The 13,420-nt window shown below is 66.6% G+C and carries 14 protein-coding genes, 1 other RNA gene and 1 pseudogene; 10 read left to right on the top strand and 6 right to left on the bottom strand.

Annotation, left to right across the window (positions count from 1 at the left end; translation table 11 throughout):
* Nucleotides 1-15: 15 nt before the first annotated feature.
* Nucleotides 16-909, bottom strand: a complete 894-nt coding sequence (locus AC1RRT_RS06205; RefSeq protein ID WP_493012901.1) for a DUF3108 domain-containing protein — start codon at nt 907-909, stop codon at nt 16-18.
* Between the two features lie 139 nt (nt 910-1,048).
* Entirely contained in the window at nt 1,049-1,585 is a 537-nt protein-coding gene (locus AC1RRT_RS06200; RefSeq protein ID WP_493012900.1) for a hypothetical protein, read from the bottom strand.
* 144 nt (nt 1,586-1,729) lie between these two features.
* Here AC1RRT_RS06200 and meaB point away from each other — a divergent pair, with 144 nt between their 5' ends.
* The 3 genes from meaB (at nt 1,730) to AC1RRT_RS06185 (ending at nt 4,097) form a co-directional block, all read left to right on the top strand.
* Nucleotides 1,730-2,731 carry a methylmalonyl Co-A mutase-associated GTPase MeaB gene (meaB, locus tag AC1RRT_RS06195; protein ID WP_493012899.1) on the top strand — a complete coding sequence of 334 codons (1,002 nt, stop codon included), beginning with the start codon at nt 1,730-1,732 and terminating at the stop codon, nt 2,729-2,731.
* A 64-nt stretch (nt 2,732-2,795) separates the two neighbouring features.
* Nucleotides 2,796-3,248 (top strand): MarR family winged helix-turn-helix transcriptional regulator, encoded by a 453-nt coding sequence (locus tag AC1RRT_RS06190; protein ID WP_493012898.1) that lies wholly within the window; start codon nt 2,796-2,798, stop codon nt 3,246-3,248.
* A gap of 12 nt (nt 3,249-3,260) precedes the next feature.
* Nucleotides 3,261-4,097, top strand: coding sequence for an SDR family NAD(P)-dependent oxidoreductase (locus AC1RRT_RS06185; RefSeq protein ID WP_493012897.1), 837 nt, complete (start codon nt 3,261-3,263; stop codon nt 4,095-4,097).
* Here the strand turns inward: AC1RRT_RS06185 and nudC are convergent, their stop codons facing one another.
* A complete protein-coding gene (gene nudC / locus AC1RRT_RS06180; protein WP_493012896.1) occupies nt 4,098-5,114 on the bottom strand; it encodes an NAD(+) diphosphatase in 1,017 nt (338 codons plus the stop codon).
* 117 nt (nt 5,115-5,231) lie between these two features.
* Between nudC and ffs the strand changes: the two genes are divergently transcribed.
* The 5 genes and pseudogenes from ffs (at nt 5,232) to AC1RRT_RS06155 (ending at nt 8,908) form a co-directional block, all read left to right on the top strand.
* Nucleotides 5,232-5,327: signal recognition particle sRNA small type (gene ffs, locus AC1RRT_RS06175), an RNA gene on the top strand.
* A 68-nt stretch (nt 5,328-5,395) separates the two neighbouring features.
* Nucleotides 5,396-7,144, top strand: a pseudogene (locus tag AC1RRT_RS06170) (DNA polymerase III subunit gamma/tau); the annotation flags it as partial.
* An 11-nt stretch (nt 7,145-7,155) separates the two neighbouring features.
* Nucleotides 7,156-7,479 (top strand): YbaB/EbfC family nucleoid-associated protein, encoded by a 324-nt coding sequence (locus AC1RRT_RS06165; RefSeq protein ID WP_493012895.1) that lies wholly within the window; start codon nt 7,156-7,158, stop codon nt 7,477-7,479.
* Between the two features lie 11 nt (nt 7,480-7,490).
* The gene (gene recR, locus AC1RRT_RS06160; RefSeq protein WP_493012894.1) at nt 7,491-8,084 is read left to right on the top strand and encodes a recombination mediator RecR; all 594 of its coding nucleotides are present in this window, start codon (nt 7,491-7,493) and stop codon (nt 8,082-8,084) included.
* 56 nt (nt 8,085-8,140) lie between these two features.
* Complete coding sequence (locus tag AC1RRT_RS06155) at nt 8,141-8,908, top strand: substrate-binding periplasmic protein (RefSeq protein ID WP_493012893.1); 768 nt, start codon at nt 8,141-8,143, stop codon at nt 8,906-8,908.
* On the opposite strand, the gene gloB is transcribed toward AC1RRT_RS06155, so the two are convergent.
* Nucleotides 8,905-9,678: a hydroxyacylglutathione hydrolase gene (gloB, locus tag AC1RRT_RS06150; RefSeq protein WP_493012892.1), complete on the bottom strand. Its 774-nt coding sequence runs from the start codon at nt 9,676-9,678 to the stop codon at nt 8,905-8,907. The genes AC1RRT_RS06155 and gloB overlap by 4 nt on opposite strands.
* A gap of 45 nt (nt 9,679-9,723) precedes the next feature.
* Here gloB and AC1RRT_RS06145 point away from each other — a divergent pair, with 45 nt between their 5' ends.
* A complete protein-coding gene (locus AC1RRT_RS06145; RefSeq protein ID WP_493012891.1) occupies nt 9,724-10,488 on the top strand; it encodes a class I SAM-dependent methyltransferase in 765 nt (254 codons plus the stop codon).
* 5 nt (nt 10,489-10,493) lie between these two features.
* Here the strand turns inward: AC1RRT_RS06145 and metW are convergent, their stop codons facing one another.
* Both metW and metX read right to left on the bottom strand, forming a co-directional pair.
* Nucleotides 10,494-11,123: a methionine biosynthesis protein MetW gene (metW, locus tag AC1RRT_RS06140; protein ID WP_493012890.1), complete on the bottom strand. Its 630-nt coding sequence runs from the start codon at nt 11,121-11,123 to the stop codon at nt 10,494-10,496.
* Nucleotides 11,120-12,295 carry a homoserine O-acetyltransferase MetX gene (gene metX / locus AC1RRT_RS06135; protein ID WP_493012889.1) on the bottom strand — a complete coding sequence of 392 codons (1,176 nt, stop codon included), beginning with the start codon at nt 12,293-12,295 and terminating at the stop codon, nt 11,120-11,122. The genes metW and metX overlap by 4 nt, the downstream gene beginning before the upstream one ends.
* Before the next feature lie 243 nt (nt 12,296-12,538).
* On the opposite strand from metX, the gene pheA reads away from it, so the two are divergent.
* Nucleotides 12,539-13,396, top strand: coding sequence for a chorismate mutase (pheA, locus tag AC1RRT_RS06130; protein ID WP_493012888.1), 858 nt, complete (start codon nt 12,539-12,541; stop codon nt 13,394-13,396).
* Nucleotides 13,397-13,420 lie beyond the last annotated feature (24 nt).

Below are 13,420 nucleotides of genomic sequence, written 5' to 3'. Positions count from 1 at the left end.
CCTAGTATATGTCGTTTAAGGAGCAGGATCGCGCGGGATTTCGGCCTGGATCACCCCCAGCGGCTTCAGCCATTCACGGCCGTTCAGCCTGGCGGCGCTGATCCAGACCCGGGCCATGCCGAGCCGGCCATTGGCTTCCATCTGCACCGGGATCCAGGCGGCATAGCCCGCCGGCTGCACCATCCAGATGAAGGCCGGCTGCTCGTCCTTCTCGCTCCACTCGGCCAGGTATTTGCGACTGTAGCCGGCCACCGGCTCCAGCTTGGTCTGGCATTTGAAGGCCGGGCCGCTATAGGCGGTGCGGTTATGCGGCTGCACGGTGTCGGGCCCCAGCGGCGTGTAATGCACGTTGTAGCGCCGGCGTCCGTCATAGATCGCGTCCATGCCCTCGCAGTGGGGCGTGACGCCGGGCTTCAGCAGGCGCGCCATGATCGCCGTGGTGGGGTCCAGCGTGTCGCGCTTCAGCAGGTCGGGCACATCCTCGCGGTCATCCTCGTCATTGGGCGGCTGCAGGGTGGCCACGGGCAGGCCATCGGCGCCCCAGCTCATGCTGGTGGCACGCTTGGACCAGCGCCCGTCGCTTTCGGTGACATAGCGGGTGGGGATGTAGCGGTCATCGGCGATGCGCGCCGCGGTGATGCCGGTCATGGTGAAGCGGGTGAGGAAATCCACCATGCCCGATGTGCGCATGGCGGTCTCGACCTGCAGGCTCTCGCTATCGCGGCGCATGGTCATGCCGATCTCCATGCCCTTCGCGCCGAGCGCGTAGAGGCTGAAGGACACCTCGGCCGACTGCAGCGACTCTTCCGGATCGGCGGCCGCGCGCGGCGAGGTCACGGCAATGGTGACGCCGGCCAGCAGGCCGGCGATCACGGCAAAGGGAAGTGCATGTGGCAGTGTCTTGCCCATGATCTGAATCTAGGTCTGAACCACGGCTTTTCCGAGACTGATTTTGTGATTTCTTACAGATTGCCGGCGGTGGTCACGGGAATCTGAAGGCTTCGAATTCGCCCGAAATCTGCTCCGCAGGCTGATTTCAGCCGATACGTCAGGCCGTGCCGGGCAATTCGCGGCTGGCGGCCAGTTTCAGGCCGCGCAGCAGGTCGGCGCCGGCCCGGCCCATGTCGGGGCGGGTCTCGGCGCGGCGCAGCGCATAGAGCGCGTCGATCAGCAGCGCCACCAGATCGAGATGGCGCGGCTCGGACGGCAGTGCCCGGCGCAGCACGTCGCTCAGGAGCGTCACGCCGCCGGCCATCATGGTCCAGCCATTCTCGGCGCAGGCTTCCGACAAGGCATCGCAGTCGCGCTGCGCATCGCCCAGGAACAGCAGCGCCGACACCACATCGCTGCGCGCCTTACCGAAGCGGCCGCGCATCAGGTCGATGCGCGCGGCGACGGCGGCGGGATCGTAGGGCAGATGCTGGCCGCTGGGCAGCGGCGCTGGCGCGGCCTGCGGTTCGACGGCTGTCGCTCTGGCCGTGCGCGACAGATCGGCGCGCGCCTGCTCCAGCCGGCGCATCGGATCCGGGACGGGATCGCCGCGCAGGGCATCAGGCAGGGAAAAAGGCTCGGTCCGATTCGCCATGTCTCCCTAAGGGAATACGAATCCCGGAGACTCCCTGTCAATCACGCAATGGGGGCGACTCCGCGCAAAGGTCGGGCAAAAGCCCGTGATCATGCCGGCGTATGACAGTTGGAGGGAGCGGGGGCCTTCGCTAAGGTCGCAGGCATGTCCGCATCCACCCCCTCGCGCCGGGCCGCCGATCCCGCCGATCTCGCCGAACGCCTGCTCAAGGGCGACCGGCGCGCGCTGGCCCGCGCCATCACGCTGGTGGAGTCGAGCCATGCGGCCGACCAGGCGGCGGCCGAAGCATTGCTTCAGGCCATACTGCCGCGCAGCGGCAGGGCCATACGCGTCGGTATCTCGGGCACGCCCGGCGTGGGCAAATCCAGTTTCATCGAACGCTTCGGGCTGTATCTGACCGGCCAGAATCTCAAGGTCGCCGTGCTGGCGGTCGATCCCTCCTCGGCGCTCTCGGGCGGCTCGATCCTGGGCGACAAGACGCGCATGGAGCAGCTGGCGCGCGACGACAACGCCTTCATCCGGCCCTCGCCGTCGGGCGGTTCGCTCGGCGGCGTGGCGCGCCGCACGCGCGAGGCGATGCTGCTCTGCGAGGCGGCCGGCTTCGATGTGGTGCTGGTGGAAACCGTCGGCGTCGGCCAATCGGAAACCACGGTGGCCGGCATGGTCGACATGTTCGTGCTGCTGCTGGCGCCGGGCGGCGGCGATGACCTGCAGGGCATCAAGCGCGGCATCATGGAGCTGGCCGACCTGATCGTGGTCAACAAGGCCGATGGCGATCTGCTGGCGCCCGCCCGTCTCGCGGCGGCCGATTATCGCATGGCCCTGCACCTGATGCGGCCGCGCCATCCGGAATGGATTCCCGAAGTGATGCTGGTGTCGGCGCTCCTGGGCGAGGGCATCGATGCGGTCTGGGCGCAGATCGGCAAATTCCGCAGCACGCTGGAAAAGAGCGGCGGCCTCGCGGCGCAGCGCCGCCACCAGGCGGAAGGCTGGCTGCTGCGCGAGCTGCAGGATGGCCTGCTCGACTGGCTCAAGACCGATCCAGCGATTGCCAGCGAGATGCCACGCCAGCAGAAGGCGGTGGCGGCGGGCAAGATCACGCCCTCTGCCGCGGCGCGCAAGCTGCTGGCGATGCTGGGGAAGTAAGTCTTCCATAAAAATACTTCAAAAGTACTTGCGTACGGAAGTATATCGGTTATAGTCCGCCGCCATGAGCAACGACGACACATCCTACGCGGCCGTGCTGCGGCTGCTGCGTGCGCAGTCCTTCCTGGAGGCCCGGCTCGGGCCGCCGCTGGGCTCGGTGCACGGGCTTGGCCTGAATGAACTGATGCTGCTGATGCATCTGTACCGCGCCCCGCTGCATCGCCTGCGCCGCGTCGATCTGGCCGCCATGCTGAACAGCAGCCAGTCGACCATTACGCGTATGGCGCTGCCGCTGGAGAAATCCGGCTTCGTCAAGCGCGAGTCCGATCCGCGTGATGCGCGCGTGGCCTATGTCGCGCTGACCAAGGCCGGCCGCACCCGCGTCGAGGAGGCCGAGCAGACCCTGCAGCGTCTGGCCGCCGATCTGTTCCGCGACCGCTGGACCGACAAGGAAATCGCCACGCTCGGCAGCCTGCTGGGCCGTTTCACCGCCGCCTTGCCGGGCGACATTCCCTAAGAGGACAGACTCATGAAATTCGCACCGAAACAGGTGGCCGTCATCACCGGCGGCGCCAGCGGGATCGGCTTGTCTCTCGCCCGGGCGCTCGGCGCACGCGGCCTGTCGCTCGCGCTGATTGATGTGGAGGCGGCTGCGCTCGCTGTGGCACAGGCCGAACTGCGCGGCGCCGGCTGTGCCGTCGAGGCCTATATCTGTGATGTGTCGGATGCCGATGCGATGCAGCAGACGGCGGATATCATCCAGCAGCGCTTCATGACGGTCGACCTGCTGGTCAACAATGCCGGCGTCGGCGGCCTGCTCGGGCCTTTGTGGGACAGCCATCCGCATGACTGGAGCTGGGTGCTCGGCGTCAATGTGCAGGGCGTGGTGAATGGCCTGCGCGCCTTCCTGCCGCGCATGCTGCGGCATGGGCGCGGTCATGTGGTCAACATGGCGTCGCTCGCCGGCCTCACATCGCCGCCCTTCATGTCGGCTTACGGCGCCTCGAAATATGCCGTGGTCGGCCTGTCGGAAAGCCTGGGGCATGAGCTGGCCATTATCCAGTCGGGCCTGCGCGTCTCGGTGGTCTGCCCCGGTGTGGTGGACTCGCGCATCGCGCAGTCGGCGCGCAACCGGCCGGCCGCGCTGCAGGCGGAAAGCCGCACGCCGCCCGAGCAGCTTGCCCGCATCCACGCAGGGTTCGAGCAGATGATGCAGGTGAAGATGACGGGCGAGGATTTCGCCGCGAAGGTGCTGGCTGGCATCGAGGCGGATGCCTTCTACATCCTCACGCATCCCGACAGTCATGCGCAGATCGCGGCGCGATCCGCGATGCTGGATCAGGCGATGAAAGCGCAGGCGGCTTAATCAGCCCTCGCTGAGCCACTTCTTCGCGATCTGGTGCGCCAGGCTGAGCGGCGGCGGCATCCATGGCGGATCGTCGGGCGAGGTCTCGCTGGTGGGCAGGCGGTTTTTGCCGCGCTCCAGCATCTCGGCCATCTCGCTACGGCGGAACCAGCGCGCGTCTTCCAGCTCGTTGATGTCCACCGTGATCTCGGCGCTGGTGGCCTCGGCCACGCAACCGATCATCAGCGACGAGGGGAAAGGCCATGGCTGCGACATCAGGTAGCGCACCGGGCCGGTCTTGATGCCGGCCTCTTCCATGATCTCGCGGCGCACGGCTTCCTCCAGGCTTTCGCCCGGTTCCATGAAGCCGGCGAGCGCCGAGTACATGCCCGGCGCCATGCGCGACTGCCGGCCCATCAGCACCATACCCTCGCCGGTTGTCTCATCGCGACGCACCGCCAGCATGATCACCACGGGATCGGTGCGCGGGAAATGCTGCGCGCCGCAGGTATCACTCGTGCATTTGCGCATATAACCGGCGTCGCCAGCGTCGGTCTTGGCGCCGCATTGCGCGCAGAAGCCGTGGCGCTGATGCCAGTCGATCAGGCTGCGCGCCTGCGCCAGGATCGCGGCCTCTTCCGGCACGAGCTGGGCGGCAATGCTGCGCACGTCGATATACTTGGTGGTCTCGGCATGAAGCGCGGCGGTGTCGTCGGCCCGGTCGCCGTCGACAGCAAAATGCGCGATGCCCTCGGGATCGAGTCCGAGGAACACATGGGGTAGCGACTCGTGGCCCTTCGCCCAGTCGCGGTCGAGCCAGGCGATTCGGGCCGGTTTGCCAGAAGCTTTATCCGGGATGTCGATCAGTGCCTTCAGCTCGCGCAGCACCAGGAAGCGGCTGTCGGGGCGGCAGCGCTGGGCGATCAGCCAGTCCGGATCGCGGCGCGGGTTGCCGGCGCGGTCCAGATGCGAACCGGTGAAACCTACCGGGCGTTCCTGGGGTCGGGGTGTCTTTTGGGATTTCTCGGGGCTAACCATGCTGAAACGCTGACATATTGCCGGCGCTCCGTCCATTGCCGGTCCAGTGAGAATCGGGCCGGAATCGCCATTGGGACGGCTTGAATTGCGCCGGCCGATGCTTGATATAAGGCCCCGGGAGGTTGGCGGTGGACGAGCGTCTCGCCAACCCGGTCAGGTCCGGAAGGAAGCAGCCGTAACGAGTTTCCGTTCGGGTCGTTGTCAGCCTCCCACCTCTTTCATCTTTCAGCATTTTTTCCTGCGGGCCTGCCCTTTAAAAACAGGCCCCGGCGCGGCATGGTACGGCTATGAGTCAACCGGCGCCCTATCGCGTTCTCGCGCGCAAATACCGCCCCAGCAATTTTGCCGAGATGATCGGTCAGGATGCGCTGGTCCGCACCCTCACCAATGCCATCGCCACCGGGCGCATCGCCCAGGCCTTCATCCTCACCGGCGTCCGCGGCGTGGGCAAGACCACCACTGCCCGCATCATCGCGCGTGCGCTGAACTGCACCGGCGCCGACGGCAAGGGCGGCCCGACGATTTCGCCCTGCGGCGTCTGCGATAACTGCAAAGCCATCGCCGAGGACCGGCATCCGGATGTCTTCGAGATGGACGCCGCCTCGCGCACCGGCATCGGCGATATCCGCGAGATCATCGAAGCTGTGCGCTATGCGCCCTCGATGGCGCGCTACAAGATCTACATCATCGACGAAGTGCACATGCTCTCCACGGCCGCCTTCAATGGCCTGCTGAAGACGCTGGAAGAGCCGCCGCCGCATGTGAAGTTCGTTTTCGCCACCACCGAAATCCGCAAAGTCCCGGTCACGGTGCTGTCGCGCTGCCAGCGCTTCGATCTGAAGCGCGTCGAGATCGCCGTGCTGAACGCGCATTTCAAGCGCATCGTGGCTGAGGAAAAGGCCGAGATCGACGAGGACGCGCTGACGCTGATTTCCCGCGCCGCAGAGGGTTCAGTGCGCGACGGCCTCTCCTTGCTCGACCAGGCGATCGCCCATGGCGCCGGTCAGGTGACGGCCGAACTGGTGCGCGACATGCTGGGCCTGGCCGATCGCGGCCAGATCTTCGCGCTGCTCGACCTGCTGCTGCATGGCAAGCTGCCCGAGGCGCTGGAAAGCCTGCAGGCGCAATACAGCCTCGGCGCCGATCCGGCCGTGGTGCTGCAGGACATGCTCGATCTGGTGCATTGGCTGACGCGCGTGAAGGTCATCGGCGGTTCACCCGACGACATCACGCTGCCCGAGAGCCAGCGCAACCGCGGCAAGGAACTGGCGTCCAAGCTTGGCATGCCCGTGTTGGCGCGTAGCTGGCAGATGCTCTTGAAGGGCCTGCAGGAGGTGCGCTCGGCGCCCGTGCCGCTGGCCGCCGCCGAAATGGTGCTGGTGCGCTTTGCCTATGCGGCTGATCTGCCGTCGCCGGGCGATCTGGCCAAGGAATGGCGCGACAAGGGCGGGCCGGGTGTCTCTGCGCCGCCGTCGCGGCCGACCGGTGGCGGGGCAGGCGGAGGCGGTGCCTCTGCAGCGATGGCAACGCAGCCGCGCGCCATGGCATCTGTGCAGCCGCAGCCGGGCGAGACAGTCGCGCTCGCCGCGATGCCCGCGACCTTTGCCGGCGTTGTCGCGCTGTGCAAGGAGATGCGCGAGGGCATGCTGGCCGGCGAGCTGGTCAACGACGTGCATCTGGTCAGTTTCGAGCCCGGCCGCATCGAGCTGCGGCTCGACAGCGGCGCGCATCATGATCTGCCGGGCCGCCTGATCGAAAAACTGAAGGCCTGGACCGGCCAGCGCTGGGTGGTGAGTTTAAGCAAGCTGCCGGGCGAGCCGACGCTGGCCGAGCAGGAGCAGGCCGAGGACTCTAAGCGCCGCGCCCATGTGCAGGCGCACCCGCTGGTGCAGGCCGTGCTGCTGGCTTTCCCCGGTGCGGTGCTGGAAGACGTGCGCGAGGTGGTGCCGCCGCAGGCTGATGTGCCGGCCGAAGAGGCCGCCGAGACCTATGTCACCGACGACATCGATCCGCTCGACGAGCTGGATTAAGGAGTTCCGCCATGAAGAATCTGGGCAACATGCTGAAGCAGGCGCAGCAGATGCAGCAGCGCATGCAGGAGATGCAGGCCGAGCTGGAGTTGCGCGAAGTGCAGGGCGCGGCCGGCGGCGGCATGGTGACGGTGACCTTGAACGGCAAGAGCGAACTCAAGGCGATCAAGATCGATCCCTCCCTGATGAAGGAAGACGAGCGCGAGGTGCTGGAGGACCTGATCAAGGCCGCCCATGCCGATGCCAAGGCACGCGCTGACCGCGAGATGGCCGAGCAGATGCAGAAGGTCACGGCAGGGCTTCCTTTGCCGCCCGGCATGAAACTGCCGTTCTGAGGATCTGAGGCGTGGCCGGTCCGGAGATCGAGCGGCTGATCCAGCTGCTGGCGCGCTTGCCGGGTCTCGGCCCGCGCTCGGCGCGTCGCGCCGTGCTGCATCTCTTGAAGAAAAAAGACGCGCTGATGCTGCCGCTGGCCGCGACCCTGAAAGAGGTCGGCGACAGCGTGCATGCCTGTTCCACCTGCGGCAATCTCGACAGCCGGGACCCTTGCGGCATCTGCACGGACCAGCGCCGCGACGAGGCGCTGCTTTGCGTGGTGGAGAGCGTGGCCGACCTCTGGGCGCTGGAACGCGCCAGCGTGTTCCGCGGTCGTTATCATGTGCTGGGCGGCACGCTCTCGGCGCTCGATGGCGTCGGGCCGTCCGATCTCAATGTCGACGGTCTGGTGGCGCGCGTGCAGAACGGTCGTGTCAAAGAAGTGATCATCGCCACCAATGCCACGGTCGAGGGCCAGACCACGGCTCATTACATCACCGACCGCCTGACGCCGCTGAACGTGCAGGTCAGCCGGCTCGCCCATGGCGTGCCGGTCGGCGGCGAGCTGGACTATCTGGACGACGGTACGCTGGGCGCGGCGCTGAAGGCGCGGCGCCTGCTCTAGGCCCGGCTTTACAAGATCACTGTTGTATGCGCGCCGGCCTTGCTAGGCTGGGCCGCATGACTCGGGCGGCCCTCTCTCCCATTCTCTGCGGTCTGATCCTGCTGGCCTCGCCGGCCCGGGCGGCCGATCTGCGGCTGGTCTATACCGACCAGGAAGTGCGGCCCTATCTGATGGGCAGCAGCATCGAGAAGGCGGTTCGCCCCGGCATGACGGTCGAGCTGGTGCAGCGCTGCGCCAGCCGGCTCGGCGCGACCGTGGTGTTCAGCCGCATCACCGGCCGCCGCCTGGTCGAGGAGATCAAGGCCGGCAACCAGGATGGCGGGCTGGGCCTGCGCCATACCGATGACCGCGAAGCCGATCTGGTCTTCCCCATGCGCAACGGCGCGCCCGACACCACCCGGCAGGTGGCGCGCCTGGCCTATTCGATCTATCGCCGCGCCGGCGATTCCGTGCAGTGGGATGGCCAGAATCTTTTGGGCCTGCGCGGCCCGGTCGGGGCCAGCCTGATGCTGACCGAACGGCTGCGCGAGATGGGCGTCGAAACCATCAGCGTGCTCAGCGCAAGCCAGCTGTTCGCCATGCTCGATTCACGGCGCGTCGGCGCCGCGGTCACGCTCGATCCACTGGGCGACCGCGAAATGATGTTGGCGCCCAGCCGCAAGTTCGAGAAGCTGGCGCCGCCGCTGCAGCAGGTCGATTTCTACATGCCGGTGTCGCGCCGCTTCTATGCGGCCAATCGCGACTTCACCGAACGCCTGTGGCGCCTGATCGGTGAATTGCGCGACGCGACCTACGCCGAGCTGTCGCCGACCTACCTGTTCTAGCCTCTGAAGCTGTCCTTGCGCTTGCGCGTCTCGGCAAAGACCGCGACGTCGTCGGCAGTCGTCATGCCGAGTTCGGTTCGGATGCCGTCGCTCATCGGGCGCAGGAAGGGATTGGTCGCCTTTTCCTCGCCCAGCGTGGACGGCACCGTCGGCTTGCCGGCGGCGCGCAGGCTCTTGATCTGCGCATAGCGCTGCTGCAGCGCCGCGTTGTTCGGCTCGACCGTCACGGCGAAGCGCGCATTCGATTCAGTGTATTCATGGGCGCAGTAGATGCGCGTGGCGTCGGGCAGCTGTCGCAGCTTGCTCAAGGAGGCCCACATCTGCGCCGGTGTGCCCTCGAACAGCCGGCCACAGCCGAGCGCGAACAGCGTGTCGCCGCAGAACAGCGCCTGCGAGTCGGCGAACCAATAGGCGATATGGCCGCGCGTATGGCCGGGCACGTCGAAGACCTTGGCCATCTCGGCGCCCAGGTTGACGCCCTCGTTATCGCCCACCGCGATGTCGATGCCGGGGATGCGGTCGGCATCGGCTTCCGGCCCGATGATGGTGCAGCCGGTGGCATCCTTCAGGGCCATGTTGCCGCCGACATGGTCGGGGTGATGGTGGGTGTTGAGGATATGGGTGAGCGTCCAGCCGCGCTTTTTCAGCTCCGCCTGCACCGGCTCATGCACGGCGGGATCGACCACGCCGACGGCGCCGGACTGCGGCTCGCGCAGCAGGTAGACGTAATTGTCGTTGAGGACGGGGATCTGGACGATCTCGAGGGGCATAACCATCTCTATCAACAGGGGCCGGAACATGGATAATATAGCGCGATGCTGCGTCCTGATGTGATCGATCTGCGCGAATTTTACGGCGGCCCGCTGGGGCGCGCGGTGCGCCGCCTGCTGCGCCAGCGCCTGCGCGATTTCTGGCCCAATGTTCATGGCATGACGGTGCTGGGCCTCGGCTTTGCCACGCCGTATTTGCGCATTTTCGAGGGCGAAGCCGAGCGTGTCATTGCCGCCATGCCCGGTCCCCAGGGCGTGGTGCGCTGGCCGCGCGGCCTGCCCGGCCGCGTCATGCTGGTGGACGAGGACGACCTGCCGCTGCCGGATGCGAGCGTGGACCGCCTCTTGCTCATGCATGCGGTGGAGAATTCGGAAAACATCCGTGCGCTGCTGCGCGAGGTCTGGCGCGTGCTGACGCCGCAGGGCCGGCTGCTCGCCGTGGTGCCCAACCGCCGCGGCCTCTGGGCCCATATCGAGGCGACGCCGTTCGGCCAGGGCCATCCCTATACGCCGCCGCAGCTGACCCGCCTGATGCGCGATGCGCTGTTCTCGCCCACGCAGTCGAAAGCCGCGCTCTGGGTGCCGCCGTCCGACCGCGCCTTCGTGATCAAGGCGGTGAATGCCTGGGAAAAGACCGGCGAGATCCTGTGGAGCCGGTTTTCCGGCGTGCTGCTGGTCGAGGCCGAGAAGCAGGTCTATGCCGGCATGCCGGTGAAGGCGATGAAAAGCAAGAAGCAGTTCCTGCTCAAGCCGAATACGCAGCCGGCCCAGCTTGGCGGCGCGCATCGCCAGGCTGACGACAACGAATGATCCGCCTATCGGCGCCGCAATAAGTACACAGCCTGCGCGCCGAACCAGTTGGCCGGGGCGTTCTGCAGCCGCTTGCCCGTGCCATCCACCGCGATGCGCTGTTCGACGATGATGCCGTCTTTCGCGCAGAGCTCGTCGAAATCGGCGATGGTGCACAGGTGGATGTTCTGTGTCTGGTACCAGGGGTCGTCCAGCGCCGCCGTCATCGGCATGCGGCCACCGAACAGCAGCTGGGCGCGCACACGCCAGTAGGCAAAATTGGGGAAGGACACGATGGCGCGATGGCCGATGCGCAGCATCTCGTGCAGGACTTTTCTCGGATTATGGGTGGCCTGCAAGGTGAGGCTCAGGACCACGTAATCGAAGGCCGCATCGGGGTAGTCGGGGAGATCGTTGTCGGCATCGCCCTGGATCACCGAAAGCCCGCGCGCCACGCAGGCATTCACGCCGGCCTGGCGGATTTCGATGCCGCGGCCATCCACTTGCTTTTCGCCGGCCAGGTATTCCAGCAGCGCGCCGTCGCCGCAGCCGACATCGAGTAGGCGCGTCTTCGGCGCCACCATCTCGGCGATCAGTAGCAGGTCGCGGCGGATGTCGCGGTGGCGGGCGATGGTCAGGTTGCGCTGCTCGGTCATACGCGCGCTCCATTCAGGCCGCGCTGTTCGGCGCAGCCATCGACAAAGCCCTTCAGCGTGCTGAACATCTCCGGCTCGTCCAGCAGGAAGGCGTCATGGCCCTTGTCGGTCTGGACCTCGACGAAGCTGACATTGGCCGCCGCCGCATTCAGCGCGCGCACGATGTCCTTGTTCTCCGCCGTCGGGAACAGCCAGTCGGATGTGAAGGACACGCCGCAGAAGCGTGTCCTGGTGCCCTGGAACACATTGGCCAGGCTGCCGCTGGCCTGCGCTGCCAGGTCGAAATAATCCATGGCGCGGGTGATGTAGAGATAGGAGTTGGCGTCGAAGCGCTCCACGAAGCTCGAACCCTGGTGCAGCAGGTAGCTCTCGACCTGAAACTCGGTCTCGAAACCGTAGGTGATGCGTTCGCGGTTCTGCAGGTTGCGGCCGAACTTGCGGTGCAGGGCTGCTTCCGACAGGTAGGTGATATGGGCGGCCATGCGCGCGACCGCGAGGCCGGCGCGTGGGATCACGTTGGCGTCGTGGTAGTCGCCCTTGCGCCAGTCCGGATCGGCATAGATCGCCTGGCGGCCCACTTCATGGAAGGCGATGTTCTGCGCCGAATGCTTGGCGGCGCAGGCGATCGGGATCGCGGCGAACACGCGCTCAGGGTAGCTGGCGGCCCATTGCAGCACCTGCATGCCGCCCATCGAGCCGCCGATGGCGATGAACAGCTGATGAATGCCGAGATGGTCCAGCAGCATGGCCTGCGCGTTCACCATGTCGCGGATGGTGATGACCGGGAATTTCAGGCCATAGGGCTGCCCGGTGGCGGCATCGATATCGCTGGGGCCCGACGAGCCCATGCAGCCGCCGAGCACGTTCGAGCAGATCACGAAAAAGCGATCCGTATCGATCACCTTGCCGGGGCCGACCATGGTGTTCCACCAGCCGGGCTTGCCGGTCACCGGATTGGTGTTGGCCACATGCTGGTCGCCGGTCAGCGCATGGCAGACCAGCACCGCATTCGACTTGTCGGCATTCAGCCGGCCATAGGTCGTATAGGCGATGCGGAAGGGGCCGAGATCCAGCCCGCAATCCAGCTTCAGCGGCAGGGTTTCGCCCAGTGTGACCCGGTGTCCGGGCCCGATCAGGTCGAGGCTATGGAGAGGAGGGAGTGCGGCACTCATAGGCAGCCGTTAATATCCTACAGGGCTTGGAGCGACGCTGTCGGGTTCAGTCTATATTCTGAACCTGACCCTCGGCCGGGACCCTGTCCGGCGCGGGACCCCGTGCTTACGGACCCCGGCTCCCCCTGTCAATGCCTGTTTTGACGCCAGCCGCCCCCCGGGAACGGGGGTTGGCGGCCTTGCGGCCCGGACCGGCTGACCCTATGACTATGCAGCCTTTTTCAGCCCCCGATACCCTTGATTATGAGCGATCACATTCCGAGCCTTGCCGACCTGCGGCGCGATATCGACGTGCTGGACGACCAGATCCAGGATCTGCTGCGCCGTCGCGCCGAGGCCGTGCAGCGTGTCGCCGGCGCCAAGGCGCGCGAGGGCGAGCCGGGCAGTGTGCTGCGCCCGGGCCGCGAGGCGCAGATCCTGCGCCGGCTGCTGGGCCGCCATCGCGGCGACCTGCCGGCGGCAGCGCTCAGCCGCATCTGGCGCGAGATGATCAGTTCGCTCTATCCGCTGCAGGCACCGGTGAAGGCCGCCGTGCATGCGCCCAACAAGTCGGCGGCGCGCTGGGACCTGGCGCGTGACTATTACGGCTCGACCACCCCGCTGACGCTCTGCGTCACCGCCAGCGCCGTGCTGCGCGCCATGTCGGGCCAGCCCACTATGCTGGGCATCATGGCGATGCCGGAAGAGGGCGAGAAGGAAAGCTGGTGGCCGCTGCTCGCCGGCCGGTCGCCGGAAACCCCGCGTATCATTGCCCGGCTGCCCTTCGTGCCCAATCCGAAGGGCCAGTTCGCCGATCTGGGCGCTTATGTGATCGCCAATATCGCGCCGGAGGAATCCGGCGACGACCGCACGCTGGCCGTGCTGCACATGACCGAGGCCTCGCCCAGTCTGGCCCGGATTTCGACCCTGCTGGGCCGCGCAAGGCTGGAGGGCCGCGTTCTGGCCCAGTATCGTCAGGGCGACTATGGCGCCCGGGTGCTGCTGGAGATCGTCGGCTTCCTGGCCGATGGCGACCCGCGCCTGGCCCCGATGGTCGATGCTGATGCCGGCATCGCCGATATCGTTGTGATCGGCGCCCATGCCGCGCCGGTAGTCGCGTAAGCTTTTTCGATGTGCCTGAGCTTT

It is taken from the genome of Ferrovibrio sp. GW821-FHT12B10, assembly GCF_058807515.1.
This window is presented reverse-complemented; position numbering and strand designations above follow the sequence as displayed.